Below are 21711 nucleotides of genomic sequence, written 5' to 3'. Positions count from 1 at the left end.
AAAATAAAACTTCCTTTATGTACCCCACATCAAGCCTAGCACTTACACGGGAATTCTAGCACCGTATCGACGAAGCCATTTCCCACCACATTCGAATTGTCGACGAAAGTCGGCATCCATTAATGGTTCAAAACCATATGGATACCGGCTTTCGCCGGTAATTCGTCTAAAATTAGACTTCGTTCCAAACTCGCTGTAGTGAGGAACGTGCAGGGAGACACAAAGCGCAGAACCAGGGTACGAGAATTCGAGTAGCGTATCGACGAAGCCATTTCCCACCACATTCGAATTACCGGCGAAAGCCGGCATCCATCAATGGTTCAAAACCATATGGATACCGGCTTTCGCCGGTAATTCGTCTAAAATTAGACTTCGTTCCAAACTCGCTGTAGTGAGGAACGTGCAGGGAGACACAAAGCGCAGAACCAGGGTACGAGAATTCGAGTAGCGTATCGACGAAGCCATTTCCCACCACATTCGAATTACCGGCGAAAGCCGGCATCCATCAATGGTTCAAAACCATATGGATACCGGCTTTCGCCGGTAATTCGTCTAAAATTAGACTTCGTTCCAAACTCGCTGTAGTGAGGAACGTGCAGGGAAACACAAAGCGCAGAACCAGGGTACGAGAATTCGAGTAGCGTATCGACGAAGCCATTTCCCACCACATTCGAATTGCCAACTAATCGGCATCCATTAATGGTTCAAAACCATATGGATACCGGCTTTCGCCGGTAATTCGTCTAAAATTAGACTTCGTTCCAAACTCGCTGTAGTGAGGAACGTGCAAGGAGACACAAAGCGCAGAACCAGGGTACGAGAATTCGAGTAGCGTATCGACGAAGCCATTTCCCACCACATTCGAATTGCCAACTAATCGGCATCCATCAATGGTTCAAAACCATATGGATATCGGCTTTCGCCGGTAATTCGTCTAAAATTAGATTTCGTTCCAAACTCGCTGTAGTGAGGAACGTGCAAGGAGACACAAAGCGCAGAACCGAGGTACGAGAATTCGAGTAACGTATCGACGAAGCCATTTCCCACCACATTCGAATTGCCGACGAAAGTCGGCATCCATCAATGGTTCAAAACCATATGGATACCGGCTTTCGCCGGTAATTCGTCTAAAATTAGACTTCGTTCCAAACTCGCTGTAGTGAGGAACGTGCAGGGAAACACAAAGCGCAGAACCAGGGTACGAGAATTCGAGTAGCGTATCGACGAAGCCATTTTCCACCACATTCGAATTGCCGGCGAAAGCCGGCATCCATCAATGGTTCAAAACCATATGGCTACCAGAAAATCCATTAGTGCCGGGGTATCAGGAACGTCCAATTTACTGCATTGATTATGTTTGTAGGAGTAAACTAATTCACGAAGATCTGCAATTTTAATTTTAGGATTCTGGCATGCCGTATTATTTTCAGCGTGACTATTGATAAGATTTGATAATAAGAAAAGAGAACAAATCAATTTATTCATTTGCAACTCTTAATAATTAAAATAATTGCTTTTGCGGCGAATTAAATAAAGGCTACAATAAAGCTATGAACAATGGATGTAAACATTGGGAGTCAATTTTGAATATCATCGTCGTAGGTGGCGGAGCTGGCGGCTTAGAGTTGGTTGTTTCTTTAGGGCGAGCCTATCGCAATCGCAAAGATATAAAAATTACCTTAGTGGATCAATCACTAACCCATGTATGGAAACCTTTATTTCATGAAGTAGCCAGTGGCAGTCTTAACAACGTTTATGACAAAATGGGCTACTTAGCCATTGCCAAAAAAAATCAATTTCATTTTGAATTAGGTCAACTAAGACAAATTGATAGAAAAAACAAAACTATATTAATCCACAACCCTAATGAAGAAGAGAGAGCCGAGCAATTAACCCTTTCCTATGACATTTTGGTTCTAGCTATTGGCAGTGTTACCAATAACTTCAATACGTCCGGAAGTGATCAGTTTTGTTATTATCTAGATGTAGAAGCCCAGGCAAAAAAAATTCATAAGGTTCTTTTTGAAAAATTAATTAATAAACACTATGAAAATTACGAGCAACCTATTCGGCTAGCTATTGTAGGTGGCGGTGCTACAGGTGTTGAATTAGCGGCATCACTACGAACATCCTTATCAGAACTGAGCGCACTCATTTCACAAAAATATGTCCCCAAAGAGATCGCCACTATTACTATTATTGAAGCGGCCTCTCGTATTTTGTCGCCCTTACCAGAGAATATTTCTGCAGTAACACAAAAACAATTAAAGCATATGGATATTGATATTTTAGCCAATACTCGAGTCACTGCTGTAAAAGATAATGGATTGATGACTCAAGACAACCAATTTCTGCCCGCCGATATGGTGATTTGGGCTGCCGGGGTCAAAGGCCAAGAGGGCGTAAAAACTCTAGCTGATTTTGAGTTAAATAATGCTGGTCAAATTAAAGTGAAACCAACATTGCAAACTACCGTTGATGATACCATTTTCGCACTAGGGGATTGTGCGTGCTGTATGATGCCTGATGGAAAGCAGGTGCCAGCTCGCGCGCAAGCGGCTCATCAACAAGCCAGCTTATTAGTTAAATCAATTAAGCATCGGTTAAAAAATAAACCACTGCCTAATTATCGCTATGTCGATTATGGTTCTTTAGTCTCTTTAAGCCATAATCGAACAACTGGTGCGTTATTTGTAGGCAATGAAAAAAGTGTATTTATTACGGGGTATTTAGCTAGAATGATGTATTTGTCTCTCTATAAATCACATCAAATTAAAATAATAGGTTACTGGAAAGTAGGCGTCATGACTGTCGCTAATTTTTTGATGAGGCGAGTACGTTCTGCTCTTAAATTACATTAACGTATTAAGGCTGGTAAGTCGAGCAACAAACTACCCGACACTAAGCTTGTGTTTGACTCAACATCCGTTGTTGGATCTTGCCCCAACTCAGATTAATGCATCCCACTGAAATTTGCTGACTGCAGCCCTTCCTCCACGTGCTCTTCAGGATGCTCTTTTATCTCTTCGATTGCATGCTTGAAATCGCGAGTTTTTTGGGCCAAGTGTGTTTAGCACCAATTGCAGTCCCAATGCTAGCCAATGCCAATGCACCGGCTACAGCCATACCAACAATAAGCCCAATGCCCGTGGGAGCAAGAACAAGCGCTCCGAACGCAGCAGTTATAGCAAGAGCTTGTGCGGAGACCTCATTCCTAAAACATCCATCTAAATCAAACGAATGATACACCATTGTACCCATAATGAACTCCTCACAAGCTAAAACAGAGATCTGAGCACTCCTATACTCAAGTGATATCGTTATCTTAAGTAATACTATTGATTATAGCTCTTTATATTATCTACTCTGAACGCTCTATAAATTAAGAAGATCTGCTCTTCCATTAAACTAGTTTGATTTTTTTTATCATGAATCAGCCTGCCATGACCTTGTTGGCTATAACATCAGATTCTCTATGTTCTTGATACATTAGGACACTTAATATAGAAATCGCTATGCCAGCTAATGGATAAATAGTCACCGCCAAAGGATTATCAAATAGCTTAATAAATAAAGTTACAAAAAATTGAGCGAAAGAACCAAATAATAATACGGATACGTTAACACTCAGAGACAAACACGTTGAACGAACATTAAATGGAAATATTTCAGTAATAGCAGCCTGGATTGCTCCGTAATACATTGCCAAAGGAAAACAAATAATACATTGAACCATAACAAGTCTTTGGAATGAGGGGGCTGCATTGAGCCATAAAAAACAAGGATAAAGTTCACTGAAACAACACAGCATAGATAATAATACTAGGCTCTTTCTTCCCACTTTATCAGATAACCAGCCAAAATAAGGAATGAATACTATCATCAAACCTACGCCGATTAAGCTGGAACTATAAGCATCAAAAGCATCAAGATGTAAGTACATTGTCACATAAGTTGGCATGTAGGATAAAAGGACATACATTGCGACCGTTCCACCACTAACCAAGCCAGTGACTATAAGCAAATTGCGCCGATTATGCTGCGTCGTTCTTAGTAATGACTTTTTTGATGATGTTGGCACAATAGCTAAAGGCTCTTTCACACAACGCCTAATATATACACCTACTGGAATAATGATTAATCCAATAAAAAATGGAATACGCCATCCCCAATCTTCAATCTGTGGGATTGATAGGTACTTTGCCAATAGTACGCCTATCCCCAAGCTCAAGAATACAGCAACCATCTGGCTAAAAGTGTGCAAAGAACAATACAGCCCTCTTTTATCTGCAGGTGAGGACTCAAATAAAATAACTGGAGAAACGCCACATTCACCCCCTGCAGAGAATCCTTGAATCAGCCGAGCAAATAAAACAATGCATGGAGCAATCACCCCAACCTTATTGTAGGTTGGCGCAAAAGTGATTAAGGCTAAGGCTAGAGTCATCAAGGCAATGGACCAATTCATTGCTCGAATTCGACCGTACTTATCAGCAACCATTCCCAAAACAATGCCCCCTAACGGACGCATAAAAAATGCAGCGCCAAAAGTGGCCGTTATAGCTAATAAAGAATTAAGCTCATTAGAGCTTGGGAAAAATATTTTGGCTAAATACACACTTAAAAAAGAGTAAACAAAATAGTCGTACCATTCAATTGCATTACCCATAATAATAGCCGTAATGTTTTTAAATGATAAATTGTTCTTCATAAGCTGTCTTTGATTAAAAGGATCGATGTATGTGCGCATTATAAAGCGAAATTAACGCGTCAAGAAGGCGTGATGTAGTAAATTTCTCTATGCATGCGGGACAATGTAGCCTGGACACCGCGTTCGCGTAACCTAGGAACCAGTATCAGGATAAACACAGCATTACAAATTCTTTATATAGTGAATAAGGTGCAATGAAGTCAATCCTGATCCTGGTTACACGAACGCGGCCCCCAAGCCACCAACTAAATCTCATTAAACTTTTTGAGAAAAACTCCCAGGTATAAAGCGCGGTTGACCTAAACAGTAACTACTATTTTCCCAATTTGCTCATTGGACTCCATAAAGCGGTGTGCTTCTACTATCTGATCCAAACTAAAAGTGCGGGCAATTTTGGGTTTAAAGGTTCCCTCTTGCAAACGGTCAAAAGTATATTGTTGTGCTTCAGCACTTACCTTTGGATCAGCGAAGAGCTCAAACAAAGTGTATCCACGCACAGAAAGTCCTTTAGCAAGAGCAGCAAACAGTGGAAATGGAGTAGGCTCTGGTGCTAAGGCTCCATATTCAAATATAGTTGCTCCTTCAGCTGCCGCCTCTGCAAGCTTTTCTAAATTTTTACCGCCAATGGGATCAAAAATAATCCTGGCTCCTTTGCCACCACTAATTTCATGAACGCGACTGACCAAATCCTCATGTTCAGTCACAATAACATGCTGAGCACCCAGTTTCAGTAGCTCCGCTTTTTTACTGCTTTTTCGGGTTATGGCAATACTCACAGCACCCTGGGCACGAGCTATCTCACAAGCAGCAATTCCCACGCTACTGCTTGCTGCAGTAATAAGGACATAATCCCCCTTGGCAATTTTTCCAAAATGAATCAGTGCTCCATATGCCGTAAGATATTGCATCCAAATGGAGGTGGCCTCACTAAAAGATAGTTTTTCTGGATAAGCCGCCAAGGCATAGGCAGGCACTATGGCCACTTCGCCATAAACACCGTATCGCCCCATATTAAAACAGGGAACTGTACTGAACTTGCGACCAATGAGTTGATTATCGACTTCTGGTCCAACCGCCTCAACAATTCCCGAGGCTTCATAACCGATATGAGAAGGCAACTGGGGTACAACAAGATAGCGCCCTTCTCTAAACATAACTTCAGCACGATTTAATCCAATAGCCTTAACACGTAGCCGCACCTCACCCTTACCTGGCTCAGGTAAAGGCATTTCTTCTAGGCGTAATACTTCAGGACCGCCAACTTCATGAAAACGGACAATTTTAACTGTAGAGTTTGCCATAACCTATCCTTGTTCAATAATACCCGGATAGGAGTATAGCCGAAAAACCATTCATTAATCTTTAAATCCCTTATAAATTAACACTAGCCCCAGAATGACATCGATACTGGCCGCAGTGTAAGATATAGACATGTTGCGTACAAAATGTATGGTAACGGTATCAAGATATTTAGGGAAGTAGATGATGCTAACGCCCTTAAACAAAATTAACCAAGCAATAATCGTGATAATTAATCGCCAACTCCACTGCCAGACATTATGGCTTACAACCATTAATAACCCCAAAATGAGTACAAAAAACCCCGAAACAAACATTAATTGAGTGTCATTAATGAGTTTTACAACATGACTGGTAAATTGATGCATGTTGAGCAGCATGGCACTACCAATTATAAATAAATAAAACCCTAGAACTTTACTTAAAAATTTTGATGTCTCCATGACTATCCCTCCTAAAGACTAAAGAAACTACTTGCAAATTTTCTAAAAATGAAACAAAAATCTTAATTTTGGGGAGTCGCGAAAAATATTGAGCTTTGATCACTATTAGTAGAACTTACAAACACAATCTAAAACTCTACCTAAAATATAAATGAGGTACTTAAAGTATAAGATACTTTGAGCATTAATTGAGCTCTTTGATGCAATTACTTATCTGTTACTTTACCCGAAGGCAACAAATAAAGCATGAGATAAGTTAATAATTGAAATCCCCCCTGCACCATATGATTTTCTTCTAAATCAAATTTCATCACCAGCTGATCTGCCAGAAAAAAAGCAAGCCAAAAACTAATAGAAATAACAAAGGCAATATCTGCTCTTCGCATCCATATTGTAACTTCTCGATGTAAGCTCATGCCTGTCCATACAAAGGCAGCGGTCGAAATGAATGACCAAAGCAAAATACCTATAAAAAATAGGTGAGGAGCCCATGAGGGAAGAGAATACATTTTTAAGGAATCAATTAAATGAGGTAGATTAGTATTGGGAGCCCAACTTTTAATCAATAATCCGTGATGAGCTAAAAGCCCTACAACATCAGTCCACAAAGCAATAAGCCACCAGATCATCCAAAAAATAATAATGATCTTTTTAAAAACCTCTTTTGGATCTTTTGTGAACATATGTATCAACCTGTGAGAATAATAAATACGACGCGTTAATTTAACAGATTACTCCTTTAGTAGAAATAGCACAAATAGTACAAGCATGACACGGTATGAGGTATAGGTATTCCTTAGCTCGCAGTCTATAGACCTGACAACTGCTTTATACAGCTAGCGAAGAAGCTTATTGTATCCTGAGGAGCATCACTATTTATTTGACAAAGTACAGTAGTTCCTCTTAAAGTGACACTATATCCATAAGGAATTTTATGCATGAAGCTGATAGTACTTATTATCTTATTAGTGAGCAATGTTCTTGCTTATGGCGACAAACTTAAGGTGGGTGTATTACAATTTGCCCCCCCTTTTTCATCAAAGTCAGATACCTCAAATCATTATTACGGTTTCGTAATTGAGCTTATGAACACAGTATGTAAACGCTTACAAGCAGAATGTGAATATGTCGCTATCCCTAAACAAGGCGAGCTTAGTGGACTAGATCAGGGAATTTTTGATATCACCTTCACCCCTAAGCCTATTACTTCGTTCTTACCTGACTCCTACCTTTACAGCCTTCCTTATTTACCTAGTCATGGTCAATTTTTAACGTTAAAGACCAACTCCATCAAAACACCTGAAGATATTAATAATAAGAGAGTTGGTTTTTATAAAATTAACTTTCAAGAGGCCCCTATTTTAAGTAAATATAGTAATATGAATACCTTCATAGAGTTTACGGATCCGGCGGAATTAATTAGCGCACTGATGAACAAAAAAATTGATGTTATTTTGATAAATCATTATGCCGCGCGCTATATTGTGACTACTGTTGGTCGCTCTACTGATAGTAATTTAATGCTAGTTGGCGACAAAATACCTATAGGAAGTGGTTACGGGATCATATCCCTCAAAAGCAATGCGCCCTTAATTGATAAAATAAACCATACCTTACTCGATATGGAAAAAGACGGCACTTATTCAAAAATTTATAATGAGTATTTTGGTTATAATCCGAGTTTTACTCATACTGAACATTGATACATATTGAGGGTCGCTTGAGTTATTTTGACCCAACTTACTATGATTGTAGCCCAGAGAATTGATGGTGGAAAACCCGGATTACGCTGCGCCGCATCCAGGTTACAAGGAACTACAAAGAACGTGCTTTAAGTTCAGCCATCTCAAGACGCATCTGGTAATGTGGTACAGGATGCCAAGAAGCTATAAATTCACCAATAATGCTAAAACCCGCTTTTTTATACACATGTATTGCTCGTGAATTACTCTTTTCCGGATCAATAAGAACGGACGAGACATGAGGAAATTGGCTGAGTAAAAATTCATGGATCATCTGTACCGCAAGTCCTTTCCCAATATAATCCAGTCTGCAAATGAATAAATCTAACGTTACAACTTTTTCAGGTTGTTCAATGGATGGCTCAACGTCAGAAGTGATAAGATAAGCAAAAGGCCTCTCTTTATCATAAGCTATCCAATGAGTCGCCCATGATTCCCCTTTATTGACAAACTGCTCTAAATCCACAATAGTATTGTTTAATCCATCGCCATGAAGCCATTCATTAATATGTGGCTGCGCAAACCAATCTAAAACTAGTTGCTGTTGTTTTTTCTCAACAGGTTTATAGGTAAAACGAAAGTTCCCCGTCATAATATCCTCTTTAATTTCGCATTCGACTGTTCTAGAGCATGTTAAGAATTTGTCCTTAATTTAACGTCAGCTTTGGATAAGGAACTCGGATTTTATCTTGCCCCGTTCGTCCTGAGGAGGGCTTTAGCGCCCCCTCAGGACGAACGGCTCGAGATAGAAACTGGATCTAATAAGTTTCTTATCCAAAGCTGACGTTAAATTAGGGAAGAATTCTTTAACTCGATTTCACACTCTTCTGCAATCATTGGATTAGAGTAATAAAATCCTTGAATCTCATCAATACGTTGATCTTGTAAGAACTTAAGTTGCCCCTCACTTTCAACACCTTCGGCAGTGACTTTAATATTGAGTTTATGAGCAATGTTGGTAACAGCAGAAATGATGGTTTGATCCAAATAATCATTATCACAATGCTTAATAAAGGCCTTATCTATTTTTATCTTGTGAACAGGCAAATGTTTTAAATAAGATAAGCTGGAATAGCCTGTGCCAAAATCATCGATTACTAATTTAATATTCATATTCTTTAACGCAGTAATTTCCTTATTCAAATTATCGGTATATTCAATAAAACTTGTCTCTGTAATTTCCAACTCGATACACGAAGTATCCAGTTGAATTTCAGCTAAGTTATTAGCAAGTAATTCACTTACTGAATGACGAATAAACTGCACCGCTGACACATTGATGGCTACAGAACCAGGAAGAATTTTTTTCTCATACCAGTCTTTGGCTTGTTGACACGCTGTTTTAATAACCCATTCACTGATAGGAATCATTAACGGGCTTTTTTCTAGGGTATGAATGAAATCTCCCGCTGGTATAATTCCTTTTTCAGGATGATTCCAACGTAATAAAGATTCCACACCAATAATTTGTCCTGTGCGACAATGATAGAGCGGTTGATACATTAAAAAGAATTCTTTCTTGTCATAGGCTCGTTGTAAATCTCTACCTAAACCATGGGATTGTTGGTAATCCTCATAAAGTGCTGTTGTATAAAAATGAAATTGATTTCGACCTTTTTCTTTCGCTTGGTACAGTGCCGTATCAGCCAATTTAAGCAGAGTTTGGATTTCATGACCATCAGTGGGATAAATACTAATCCCCATGCTTGAGGTAATTTGTATGGAATGATTATCAATTGGTACTGCTCTAGCCATTTCCCTAAGCAACAGTTCTACTATAGCAATGATTTGCTCAGTCGAGGGATTATTAGCAAGGATAACCGCAAACTCATCCCCCCCCATGCGCGCAGCGACATCACCTTCGCGCAAACAAGCATTTAATGTTCTGGCAACATGAATCAATAGTTTGTCACCGTTATCATGTCCTAAAGTATCATTAATTACCTTAAAGTAATCTATATCCAAAAATAATAGAGCGACTCGTTCCTGAACATGATTCGCTTGCTTAGTAATTTGATGGAATAAATCATAAAGTAAATTTCTATTAGCCAATCCTGTCAGCGGATCATGGGTTGCCTGATAGTAAAGCTTAGCATTCTCTAATGAAGTCATTGCTTGGGCGGCTAATAATTGTAAACTGTCTAGATGATTAGGAGTAAAAGTATAACTGCTACTATTATTTTCCAAATAAAGTATTCTGCTTAATTGTCCCTTATAAAATAAAGGCATCATCAATAGTGACAGAGGTTTCTCTTGCTGCACATAAGCATCTTGGAAAGTAAGATCAGATTGAATAGCATCATTTAAAATGATTGGTTTTTGAGTTCGCTGCACATAATTTAAAATAGATACAGGATAATTTGCAGATACTTCTGACGCGATAGGATTATTAAGATAAATAGTTTGCTGCTCTAAATTACCTTCTGCCTCGACCACCCACTGGTCATTCATTCGGTTGAGAATAATACTTCGTTGTGCCCCAGCATTTTCTAGTACGATAATCAGAAATTTTTGCAATAATTTATCCAAACGAATTTCACTGGATATCACTTGGGTAAATTTAAAAATAGCTAACATATCTAACTCTTGAGTATTCGTCTTAGTCAATAATTGATTGGATAATGCTGACTTATAATTTAAATGATGGTGATCATTATTTAAGCAAGAATAAGTATCCTCTAATAACTCTACCTTGGCGATTGCTCCCCACTCCTTAAAATATCTATGGGCATTTTGTAAATATAATTTAGCTACTCTTTCAATTTTTTGGTTCATGCAATAATGCCCCGCTCTCTCGCTGGCGAGAGCAGCAATTAACATAAGCCCTGTTGCAAGGGCTGCCTCTATTGTTTGTTCGTAAAGAGCCAGTACATGCTGGTCTTGATGTTCAAAACGAGCAAATTCACTGTCTATGAATAATGAATAGGCCTTAAAATTATCAGGACACCATGCAGTATGTTTGGCTATGAAACGTTGCAATTTCTTTAATAGTTTTAAGCTAGACTTGCGCTCATTTTTAGGTATCTGAGGTAAATAAAAAAATAAAGCTAAAGCATAGAAAAACTTTCCATCCAGGTGAATCATTAAGCCTTTATTATAGTCTGAATAAAGTTCATGCTTTTTACCCGCATCGATTGCTTTTGTAAAATTTCCCGATAGGAGATATAACATAGTCAGTGTGCTATAAAAAAAGCTTAATTCTGTTTTACTTTTCCCTAATAAAATATCGTTTTCAAAAACAGCAGCTCGATCGATATCTGCGAGTTCAGAATTTTCTAAACATTGAGTCAAATAGTCCCAAAATTTGGCCACGGTAATAAAATCAGAAATTTTGATTCGCGACATAAAGGTTAGGGTCGCTTGAATACTCCTCTTTATCTCTGTTAAATTTTTCCCAATTGAGAATGAATGGATGACTAATACCAAATTACTGTAATTGCTGTAGACCAAATCCCCAACTTCACAACATAAGCTAAATGCTTTGACTACCGCCTTATTGCAAGCCACAATGGATTTTTGGTAAGGCTCAATAAAGGAGCCTATAATAAATTGATTTTTCCCTTCAAAATTGGAACTACCGTACTCTTTTTTTAGACGGTTATAAAAAGTTACAACTGAAATTGCTTCGTCATACAAATTAAGTGAGTGCATCAGAATAAAGGCATAAACAGGAAGAGACATTGAGGTGCTTTCCGTGTATCCGTGTTTTAAACTTAAGCTAATATTCTTACAGGTCAACAAAACAAATAATTGTTGATTGGTAATAAAGGCGCTATTAAGTAATTGTGTAATTAAATCAACAATTGCTTTATATTTTAAATCTGTCATTGGCGGTAAATAGACATTCGCCATTTTTGTTTTTCTGAGCTGAAATCTAATTTTATAAATTGCAGTTAACATATGAGTGATATTAGGCTTATTGGGTATTTTTATGCCAAAATTGTGCAAAGCGCTAATTCCCATTGCTAAAGCTTCAGTATGTTTACCTAAAGTAGATAACATCTCGATTTTAAGTTTATACACTTCGAGAGTATCTAAGGAGTTTCTGGCTCTATTTAACAGTTCAGAAAAATACTCATCTGCTGCGGCAAAATCGCCAACTAAATACTTACAAACGGCTAATTCTTTATGCAGTTGGAACACTAAATTATAGTTTTCATTCCAATTTTCCAAATCTAACAAAGTGACACCGGCCATCAAATACTCATTAGCAGCATCATAGGCAGCAGCCGATTTTGCTTTTAATCCTGACCAGTAATTATATTTTGCTAATAAAAGCCGTTCATCCATATCTTCAATAAGGGATATCCCTTGATTAAAATGCTCCATGACATCAAATAAGCGTTCATCATGTTCTTCTAAAGGCTTTTCTTTTAACAACAAGCGACCTATCTTAAGGTGAATTTCTGGCCTGTCTTTTCCTTTAATGAGTGCATAAGTTGCTTGTTGAATGCGATCATGAGCAAATCGATAATGTAAGGCACTGACATTAAGCTCTATCATGGAATCATCTAAACCAACTAAACCCAGTGTTTTATAAGTTTCTTCAAGTGGATAAATTAAGTTGGCCTTTATTGCTTGCGCTAATTGGGTCGCTGTTTGGCTAATTGTTTGACCGCTAATAACCAATAAGGTATTAAAATCGAATTGGTGTCCTAAACAAGAACAGAGTTTTAATACATCCTGTGTTAACTTGGGGAGTAAATGAATTTTAGTGGTCAAAAGACTAATAACATTATCCGTGGCACTTTGCTGCTGGATCTTAGTCAAATCCCATTGCCAGACACCGTTTTCATAAGAAAAAAAGAGGATGTTTTCTTGATAAATAATTTTAAGAAACTCATTAATAAAAAAGGGGTTTCCTTGAGTTTTATCGTAAACGCCCTGAACAAGACTAGGAATTTTTTCTAAGGCACCCGATAAAGTATCCTCTAATAGTTGTTGAATATTCTCTAATTGTAACGGCTGTAAGGTTAATGAAGTACAAGGAACCTCGTGATTATTCAGATTATTGATGCATAGTTGTAAAGGATGGTTCTCATCAATTTCATTATCTCTATAAGCCCCAATGAGGAGTAAATAGTTAGTTTCCCCATCCTGTAATAAATTTTCTATAAAATTAAGGGACGCATTATCTGCCCATTGTAAGTCATCCAAAAATATCACTAAAGGATGCTCAGTCTGAGCAAATACTCTAACAAAATTTTGAAACACCAGATTAAAGCGTGTTTGAGCATCTGCTGGACTAAGAATAGGCACTGATGGTTGGCTGCCTATAATTAACTCCACCTCGGGAATAACATCAATCACGACTTGACCTACATTACCCAGAGCTTGAACCAATTGGTTTTTCAATACAACCAACCGCTCTTCACTTTCGGATAGCGCTTGTTTCACTAAATTTTGAAAGGCAACAACAATGGCACTATAAGGTATACTACGTTGTAATTGATCAAATTTTCCATGAATATAGTACCCTTTATGCTGTACTATTGGTTTATGTACCTCTTTAACCAAAGAGGTTTTACCAATGCCGGAATAGCCAGAAATCAAAACAATTTCTTTAGTACCTAAACTAACCCTATTGAATGCTTCAATTAAATGGAGAACCTGTTGTTCTCGACCATACAAATTACGAGAAATGGTTAAATGATCTTTAACGTCATTGATACCGAGAAAAAACTCATTCTTATTGTTTTCTTGCAACCATCGTTGCCGACATTCCTGAAGGTCGGATTTCAAACCAATAATACTGGAATAACGCTTTTCAGGCATTTTTTCCAGCAGTTTATCGATAATAGCCGCCAACATTTTGGGAGTATCATGTCTTATTTCTAATACTGTCGGCGGTTTTTTGGCAATATGACAATGAACTAACTCTAAAGCATCTTTCGTTTGAAAGGGTAATTGATTCGTCAAAAGTTCATACAGCGTAACGCCCAATGAATAAAAGTCAGTGCGATAATCTACTGGTCGGTTAATCCGTCCTGTTTGCTCTGGGGAGATATACGCTAAACTATCTTTAAACTCGATTAAATTCAAATAATTAAACGATTCTTCTGAAAGCTTAATCGAAGCACTTAAATCTACTAATTTAAGAGTTAATTTTTTAGGATCTATAACAATATTAGACGGCTTAATTTGTTTATGAATAATATTTCTTTGGTGTAGCTCGCCAATGATATCAACTAATTGTAGGGCCAAATTAAAAAAATCACCGAGTTGCATGAGATTCGTTGCAATATAAGAACACAGTAGTTGTCCTTTTACCCCTTCTAATATTAATGCAGGAACAGAATTGTTTTGTAGAAAATCATAAGCTTTTATAATGGAGGGAGTTTCTATCATTTTCAATAAATGAAACTCATGCTGTAATATTGCAAAATTTTCAGAGGGAGCAGAGTCGTTGCTAGGAATTTTTAATAAGACTTTACGCTTATCCTTTTGCCTTTGGGCGTAATAAGTGTCAATATTATGGTTATGGCGCATTTTTTCGTGGATAATGTATCCTGCTATAGAAATCATTTAATCCCTTGCTTTCTATTCAATAACCTCTCAATAAGTCGGACAAGTCAACGTTTTTTACGGCTCTCAATTTGTCCTTACAATCACCTAAATGAGTCATTGCACTCTCGCTATTGAGCCGAATATCGTAGGCAAGGTTTTTGACCATTATTTACTGAGACGTTACCGTATTTATAATCCATTGAATGGAATATTCATTCCATATCAATACTAAGCAACTTTAAGCAAGAAATGCATCCACTGCCTATCTTTAATTTTAGTTCTATTTTGGGTATTTTCCAGGTTAAGCTTAGAAATCAGGGGCTTTCCGGGCTTATTTTAACGTCAGTTTGAGATAAGAAATTCAATTACTCCTGAACCCTTCTTGCTGAGAAGGGGATAGTCTCATCTCGAAGTACCCGCCAAGAGAGAAATCTTGTGCTTATGCTTCTAAACGACACAAAAAGATGCACCTTCTCAGCATGAGCTGCTTTGTCCAGCAACGTTACTCATGCTGAAAAATCATTTCATAATATGCTGGATTTGCCGCAACATAACGATTACCTTTAGTTTCTAATTTGATATCAATTGATTGGCAATTATTCTCAGCGATGCATAATGTTACATGCATGCTACACAATTTCTGTTGTAGTTCACTAGCAGGTAAAACCATGCATAAACCTCCTGTTGTTTTAATTGCATCGGGGTCTTTAACAGAAAGATAGGGAGAAAAATGCTGACAATCGTGACTGACATCAACGGTAGATGAATAGAGCGAGCTTTTACTCGTATTAATTTTAACTACAGCAATAAGATCGCTGTCTTTTTTATATAATTTGTCCATAGCCAAGCGGCAAAAGTCTTCGCTTAATGCATAACTTGAATAAAGGGCTGTAAATAACACAATAACTATATTCTTATTCATATACATCTTCTTCTATAAAGATTGTTAACTGAAGTATGGATGATAATTTCTGAACAAGACAAAAACTGAAGGGCTATTGTGAGCTTTAACAAAGCCTGTGTAGGTTGGTCAACAATAGATTAAATCTTGCGGTAATTGTGGAATCAAATCTCTAATTGTGCAAATATAAATTATAAATATTGATCTATTTACGAATGCTCAAGGAGACAACAATGAAGGTTGGAGCTGTAAGGACGATTATCAACACAATAAAAAAAGAGTTTGAAAGGATTTCCCATCTAAGATCACAACAATTAATCCAACAAATAGAAGATTTATTTGATGAGATGCCTGACGAAGAACCCGCAGACAAAGCACTTGGCATCCTAGTAAAAAACACTATTGCAACATTTTGGCGCGAAGCAAGCCAAATACCGGTAACTAAAGATTGGGGTACTAATGCCGTAGTCTCCTCTTGGCTAAAATTGCAAAAAAATTTACAAGAAACAGAATGGGACATTCAACGGGCACACCATGGCTATTTTTATCACTGCCTGCAATTTCAGTACAACCAATCTGGTAATGGTATAATAAATACCGATAAATTAATGCCTATACTAATAGGTCTCTGCCGTAGAATCGGCTACGCAGAAAAAGATGGAATAGATAAATATCCCTTTCCTTTTTTGGAAGTGACTATACAGCGTATTGAAAAGGAAAAAAGAGGTCATCTGATAGAAGGATTTTCATTCATAGCAACTTCTTTTGCTATGATGTTTTATCTCCTTTATCACCATTGCTCTAAAGAGCAATGGGCTATATTACCGCAATTAATAAAATATCGCGCGAATACCACTGATGAGGAAATACGCTCAGAAACAGCCATGATAACAAACATGCTTAACTCACCTGATAAGGTATTAGCCTTACTAGCAACGATGGAAGTTTATATCGATGGCAGACCACTTTTAATCAATCCTCTTTTATCGACTTTGCCAGATTGCATTCCAAAATCGAAAAAAAAATTACTCGACTCAACCATAGAAAAACGCTTGTATTATGGCATTACGCACAGCCTCCATAATGCAGCCCCCGCAGAGCTCTCTGATTCTTTTGCCACAGTTCTAGAAAGAGACTTTGCGCTACATCAAGACCAATCATATCCAGCAGCAATAAATTTTGCGATGAGCGTAAATGCTCAATTTGCAGATTTACCCCCTACAAATCAAGAGCAATTATTTTCCGCTGCTTATACTTTCTCTCTTGGTCAGTACATTAAGTTATGTGAGAGTAATCAAGCTCCTAATCCTTATCTTTGGTTTTCTCACGAAACCAAATCCAGTGCCGCTAAAAAATTGCGATTACAAGAAAAAGGTGTGCCCACAGATATGAGCTTGTGTGAATGGGCAGCAACTCATGAAGGACGACTACACACATTAAAATCACAATTTGAAGAGCATAAAAAAAAGCTTCTGCAAATGCCTAATAGTGCCTTAGAAGCATAGTCAGCGCACTATTACTGTCATCCAGTGCTGAAAGTCGCGGCAAAGGATCTCCTACAAAACGCATTGTGCCCCATTCAGGAGATCCTCCGTCGCAAGCGTCTTTCAGATGACTGCACCGCTAGGGCGGTTTGTTGCTCAATGGCACTACCTTAAGCAGCTAGTGCCTCTTTTTCTAAGAGTTTAATTTTTTTATCTACTTTTTTTTGTAATTTAAGCTTCTGTACTTTCCTCGAAGTTCTCAGAATAGGAAAGGGCTTTGGTTGGAGTTTTACTGAGCGAGGCTCGCAGCGTCCCGGCCTATTACCTACTTTTTTTGTTACAATGAGGCATAAAAGCTCGTGATAAAGTGATATAGCCATTTCCGTTTACTAGAACAAGTGGATAGGTAAGGCATCAATTCATTAATCAATTGCAGAGCCCCTTTAAAGCTGATTTTGTTTGGCGGTAGGTCATGTTGTGCGGCTGCACTAACCATGATATAGCGAATGATAGTGTACGCTAAAAAATAGAAGCCTATCTCTTTTTTGACCATATCAGGCGATTTGCATGCGAGTTGGTTCATTCCCATAATTGTTTTAATAGAGTTCAAATGGATTTCTGCTTCCCAGCGCCGTTGGTATAGTGAAGCAAGCTCTTTTTTAGGATACTTTTTTTCCTCTAACAACGTCGTAATATAAACGGTGCCGCCCACTTTAAATTCTCTTATCTGAATATGATTTGGATAGTTTGCATAGTCCCTTTGCGACATGCCCACTGGCTTTCTAGGTTTTGGCCACATCACAATATGGTCTTTTTTGCCCAAACGAAGTCCTTTGCGAAAGTCATAACGGCGTTGATTATGTCCTGGAACAATAAAGTCAGCGTGCTGTTTTAACAAGTCGCAGGTTAAAAAAAATTACAATATAAACGATCTGCCACGAGTAGATCATTCTCTTTAATACTGCTTAATAGGTTTCTGAGCAAGGTAATTTCTCCTGTTCCTTTGCCTTTACACGCCGCTATCTCATAGTCAACCACGCTGCCCGTAGTTAGCGACATCACTGCCACTATGCGAGCGACTGGAAATCCAATGTGCTTCTTTTTATTGGCATGTTTGGGAAATTCTTTGCTGTTGGCTTTGGTATCAGGCATTTGAACCGTCGTACCATCAGCCAGTTTCACCTCTCGTCCAAAAGGCATCCATGCTTTGTTGACGCGTTTCAATGATTCTTCCCACACTGCTTTGACCAGAGCACGAGGGGTTTCTTCTGATAGTCGTTTTCTGGCTCTTACATAGGGTCCTGTATTCAAACTAATGGCCTTTTTTCCTTCATTAAGGCGCTCTGCTGCCAGACTAATAACCGCATTACTGCAAGAATGATCGGCATCAAGAATTTGCTTTATGAAACTTCGAATGATTTGAAATGGCGTATAAATGCGCTCTCGTATTGGACCACTTGCTTTTATAATCTCCTGGCAACATCTTAAATTTAAGAGGGTCGTTAGGAAATTCATTGCCCCTTCTTTTTGTAAATCGATTTTTAACTTTTTTATTTGAACTGATATTTTGTTTTGTTTACACTGCATTGGTCAGTTTCCTTTTGTTGATCGTTTTTGGCGAAATAATCATACATAAAAAGGAAACTGATTTCATTCAAAATCAAATAGTTAAAACCATTTAACGCTAACCTTTTGCGCTTAAGGTAGTGCCATTGGGCAATTGGTTGCCCAATGGCACTACCTTAATAAAAGGAAGAAAAAATCGTAGCCCGTATTAGCGCAGCATAATACGGGAATACCCTAGCTCAGTGCACTGAAATCCCGGATTACGCTGCGCTCATCCAGGCTACAAAAACTTAAGGTAGCACCATTGGGCAATTTGTTGCCCGACCTAAACTTGTTTATTGACAGACCAACTTTAGCGCTATAAATTGATACCAAGTTTAGTTTAGGATAGCTAATGACTCGTGATCTTATGGGATATGGCCCCCATCCAATAGCTAAGGAATGGCCAAACAAAGCAAAAGTTGCCATTAATTTTGTTATCAATTACGAAGAAGGAGCGGAATTAAGTCCGGTCAATGGCGATCCTACGGCAGAAGTCTATGGCAGTGATTTTCCCTTTAGCGCCAAACTGCCGGGAATGCGTAACTACAGTATTGAATCTTTTTACGAATATGGAAGCCGTGTGGGAATATGGCGTTTACTTAGATTGTTTGATCAACATAATATTCCTCTGACTTTCTTTGTCTGTGGTTACGCTTTAATCCTTAACCCCTTTTTTTCCAATTACTTAGCACACTCTAATCATGAGGTAGCCGGTCATGGATGGCGTTGGATAGACTACTCCAAAGAATCCAGAGCAACAGAAAAAAAGCATATAGAGCGCTGTATTAAAACTTTAGAAGAACTCACCGGCCAAAGACCTCTAGGTTGGTACACCGGTAGGCGAAGTGAACACACTCGGGATTTGCTAATAGAAATCGGGGGATTCATTTATGATTCAGACAGTTATGCAGATGAATTACCTTATACAATAAATAACCATCTCGTTATTCCTTATTCATTAGATAATAATGATTTCCGTTTTACCACATCCCCTGGATTTCATAATACCAATGATTTTTACTTGCAATTAAAAAATACTTTTGACTATCTCTACCAGGAAAAGAGAACAACCATCATGACCATAGGCCTACATCCCCGCCTTAGCGGAAAACCTGGTTATTGTATGGCAGTGCAGTTATTTCTTGAATACATCAAACAATTTCAAGATATTTGGATCGCCAAACGCATCGATATAGCTCAATATTGGTTGGCTCAAAAAAAGTAAATCTTTGGATGCCCGCTGTAAATTGGAGCAAAATGCCCTATGATCGTCAAGTTAAGGAACAGAGACCTATCTAAACCCTCTCCCTAGCCCTCTCCCGCGATTTATTCTCGATTTCCAAATAAATTCCTTTTCGCGGGCGAGGGGACTTTTCGTGCTCCTCAGTTTATTCTACTTCTGATTCTCTCTTCCTCGAGGAAGCTCGGCAAGGTAGGGTTATACGAAATGCGACGTAATCAAGGTTCCAGCCTTGCGCCGTTCAAACTGAAGATCAATTTAAGGCATTTCCGGAGCCAATGACCGTTCACCTGGATACCCCATTACTTCACCAAAATGAGTGCGATTATTCCATGAGTAGGTCGCCTCTTTGATTTCCTGTTTTGTCCGTGCAACAAAATTCCACCAAATCAGCACTTCCTCTTTGAATGGCTCGCCACCAATCAGCAAAACACGCGCATCTTGGGGCAGCTGAAGAGAAAGCTGGGTTCGGCCGCAGCCAAGATAGAGCATAGTATTTGTATCTATTGCCTCACCTTCCACCTCTATATTTTCTGTCAAAGGTAAAATGCCATATTCAAATTGAGGCTGTAAAGGTAGGGTCGAGGTCGTCTGCTCTTCGGCTTGCAGATGTAAGCCAATTAATGGAGAGTAAACCTTTGTTGGTGCCCTTATGCCCAATAATTCTCCAGCCATGACATCTATAGAAATCCCCTCATGACTTAATTTAGGAACCTCTGAATAATGAATAAAATTGGGCTCCATATGTCTTACTGAGTCAGGTAGGGCTATCCATAATTGCAATCCATGTAAAACACCATCCGGAAGAGATTCTTCCGAATGGGAAATTCCGTTACCCGCTGTCATTAAGTTGACCTGACCAGGTTGAATTACCTGTACGGATCCTAGACTGTCTCTATGAAGAATTTCTCCTTGTAGAGTCCAGGTAAACGTTTGTAACCCTATGTGAGGATGCGGTGCTACTTTTAGTCCATTACTCTCTTTTAAATTGAGAGGACCAAATTGGTCAAGAAAACACCAAGCCCCTATCATACGCCGTTCACGATGAGGTAAGACTCGTTTTATCGTTAAGTGTTCGCCGAGCAACGCAGTACGAGTGATAATTTTTTGCAGAATGGGTTTTTCTGAAAAGGCAGGGCAATCTTTCGAGTCTGATAATTGGGTTTTAGCTAATAAATCACTCATTTTCTTTCCCTTTAAAGTTTTAACTCAACATGTCGATAGCACATCAAATACACTTGAAATTAGGAGATTATATCATGGCCGATTATCATGAGCATTCCGATCTTAATTTATTAAAAGATTTGTTTGCCCTTGCTAAACCGGAGTCAGATGGATACCTCGCACTGAATAAAGCATTCAATCGAACTGATGGTGCTATTCCTAAAAAATATCGAGAACTTATGGCTCTTGCCGTCTCGTTTACAACTCAATGTCCTTATTGTCTTGACGTGCATATCGCTGCGGCAAAACGTGCAGGGGCGACTAAAGAAGAGGTTGCCGAAGCGTCCTTAATAGCCGCTACCCTGCGAGCCGGAGCGGCAATAACCCATGGCACTCTGGCATTAAAAATCTATGATCGATCGTAACAATATGCTTGATAGGGCAACTTGATGCATTGCAGTTGCTCTGTTTTTCTATTCCCGCCCTTTTTATTGTCCTTTTAGGCAATCTGCTTCTTAAATAGAACCATTTGATCAAAGACATACACAATCTTGATTTTCAATGTTAGTATCAATAAGACTCTATTAAAAAATATTCTTTTTTAATGAATGT

Annotated in this window: 17 protein-coding genes; 5 read left to right on the top strand and 12 right to left on the bottom strand. The window is 38.5% G+C overall.

Features of this window, described 5'->3' with window-relative positions; all coding sequences use genetic code 11:
• Nucleotides 1–1281 precede the first annotated feature (1281 nt).
• Nucleotides 1282–1485, bottom strand: coding sequence for a hypothetical protein (locus LFA_RS03150; RefSeq protein ID WP_045094887.1), 204 nt, complete (start codon nucleotides 1483–1485; stop codon nucleotides 1282–1284).
• Nucleotides 1486–1583: 98 nt separating this feature from the next.
• Here LFA_RS03150 and LFA_RS03145 point away from each other — a divergent pair, with 98 nt between their 5' ends.
• Complete coding sequence (locus tag LFA_RS03145) at nucleotides 1584–2861, top strand: NAD(P)/FAD-dependent oxidoreductase (protein ID WP_172653454.1); 1278 nt, start codon at nucleotides 1584–1586, stop codon at nucleotides 2859–2861.
• A gap of 157 nt (nucleotides 2862–3018) precedes the next feature.
• Here the strand turns inward: LFA_RS03145 and LFA_RS03140 are convergent, their stop codons facing one another.
• The 5 genes from LFA_RS03140 to LFA_RS03120 form a co-directional block, all read right to left on the bottom strand.
• Nucleotides 3019–3261, bottom strand: coding sequence for a hypothetical protein (locus LFA_RS03140; RefSeq protein ID WP_045094885.1), 243 nt, complete (start codon nucleotides 3259–3261; stop codon nucleotides 3019–3021).
• A gap of 172 nt (nucleotides 3262–3433) precedes the next feature.
• A complete protein-coding gene (locus tag LFA_RS03135; RefSeq protein WP_045094884.1) occupies nucleotides 3434–4711 on the bottom strand; it encodes an MFS transporter in 1278 nt (425 codons plus the stop codon).
• Between the two features lie 299 nt (nucleotides 4712–5010).
• The gene (locus tag LFA_RS03130; protein WP_045094883.1) at nucleotides 5011–6012 is read right to left on the bottom strand and encodes a zinc-dependent alcohol dehydrogenase family protein; all 1002 of its coding nucleotides are present in this window, start codon (nucleotides 6010–6012) and stop codon (nucleotides 5011–5013) included.
• 54 nt (nucleotides 6013–6066) lie between these two features.
• Nucleotides 6067–6453, bottom strand: coding sequence for a hypothetical protein (locus LFA_RS03125; protein WP_045094882.1), 387 nt, complete (start codon nucleotides 6451–6453; stop codon nucleotides 6067–6069).
• A gap of 206 nt (nucleotides 6454–6659) precedes the next feature.
• The gene (locus LFA_RS03120; RefSeq protein ID WP_045094881.1) at nucleotides 6660–7136 is read right to left on the bottom strand and encodes a hypothetical protein; all 477 of its coding nucleotides are present in this window, start codon (nucleotides 7134–7136) and stop codon (nucleotides 6660–6662) included.
• A gap of 255 nt (nucleotides 7137–7391) precedes the next feature.
• Between LFA_RS03120 and LFA_RS03115 the strand changes: the two genes are divergently transcribed.
• Entirely contained in the window at nucleotides 7392–8156 is a 765-nt protein-coding gene (locus LFA_RS03115) for a transporter substrate-binding domain-containing protein (RefSeq protein WP_045094880.1), read from the top strand.
• A 112-nt stretch (nucleotides 8157–8268) separates the two neighbouring features.
• On the opposite strand, the gene LFA_RS03110 is transcribed toward LFA_RS03115, so the two are convergent.
• The 3 genes from LFA_RS03110 to LFA_RS03100 all read right to left on the bottom strand — a co-directional run bounded on the left by LFA_RS03110 (nucleotide 8269) and on the right by LFA_RS03100 (nucleotide 15624).
• A complete protein-coding gene (locus LFA_RS03110) occupies nucleotides 8269–8787 on the bottom strand; it encodes a GNAT family N-acetyltransferase (protein WP_065814356.1) in 519 nt (172 codons plus the stop codon).
• Nucleotides 8788–8981: 194 nt separating this feature from the next.
• Complete coding sequence (locus tag LFA_RS03105) at nucleotides 8982–14720, bottom strand: EAL domain-containing protein (RefSeq protein WP_045094879.1); 5739 nt, start codon at nucleotides 14718–14720, stop codon at nucleotides 8982–8984.
• A 484-nt stretch (nucleotides 14721–15204) separates the two neighbouring features.
• Nucleotides 15205–15624 carry a hypothetical protein gene (locus LFA_RS03100; protein ID WP_045094878.1) on the bottom strand — a complete coding sequence of 140 codons (420 nt, stop codon included), beginning with the start codon at nucleotides 15622–15624 and terminating at the stop codon, nucleotides 15205–15207.
• A gap of 212 nt (nucleotides 15625–15836) precedes the next feature.
• Between LFA_RS03100 and LFA_RS03095 the strand changes: the two genes are divergently transcribed.
• Nucleotides 15837–17108, top strand: coding sequence for a hypothetical protein (locus LFA_RS03095; protein ID WP_045094877.1), 1272 nt, complete (start codon nucleotides 15837–15839; stop codon nucleotides 17106–17108).
• 316 nt (nucleotides 17109–17424) lie between these two features.
• Here the strand turns inward: LFA_RS03095 and LFA_RS20460 are convergent, their stop codons facing one another.
• On the bottom strand, nucleotides 17425–17985 hold the full coding sequence (locus LFA_RS20460) for a transposase (protein WP_331709337.1): 561 nt from the start codon (nucleotides 17983–17985) through the stop codon (nucleotides 17425–17427).
• Between the two features lie 8 nt (nucleotides 17986–17993).
• Complete coding sequence (locus tag LFA_RS20455; RefSeq protein ID WP_045097380.1) at nucleotides 17994–18674, bottom strand: transposase; 681 nt, start codon at nucleotides 18672–18674, stop codon at nucleotides 17994–17996.
• Between the two features lie 373 nt (nucleotides 18675–19047).
• On the opposite strand from LFA_RS20455, the gene LFA_RS03080 reads away from it, so the two are divergent.
• The gene (locus tag LFA_RS03080; protein WP_045094875.1) at nucleotides 19048–19920 is read left to right on the top strand and encodes a polysaccharide deacetylase family protein; all 873 of its coding nucleotides are present in this window, start codon (nucleotides 19048–19050) and stop codon (nucleotides 19918–19920) included.
• 273 nt (nucleotides 19921–20193) lie between these two features.
• Here LFA_RS03080 and LFA_RS03075 read toward each other — a convergent pair whose 3' ends face one another.
• Complete coding sequence (locus LFA_RS03075) at nucleotides 20194–21120, bottom strand: pirin family protein (RefSeq protein WP_084602103.1); 927 nt, start codon at nucleotides 21118–21120, stop codon at nucleotides 20194–20196.
• Between the two features lie 74 nt (nucleotides 21121–21194).
• Between LFA_RS03075 and LFA_RS03070 the strand changes: the two genes are divergently transcribed.
• Nucleotides 21195–21524 carry a carboxymuconolactone decarboxylase family protein gene (locus LFA_RS03070; protein WP_045094874.1) on the top strand — a complete coding sequence of 110 codons (330 nt, stop codon included), beginning with the start codon at nucleotides 21195–21197 and terminating at the stop codon, nucleotides 21522–21524.
• Nucleotides 21525–21711 lie beyond the last annotated feature (187 nt).

It is taken from the genome of Legionella fallonii LLAP-10, from assembly GCF_000953135.1.
GTDB lineage: Bacteria > Pseudomonadota > Gammaproteobacteria > Legionellales > Legionellaceae > Legionella > Legionella fallonii.
This window is presented reverse-complemented; position numbering and strand designations above follow the sequence as displayed.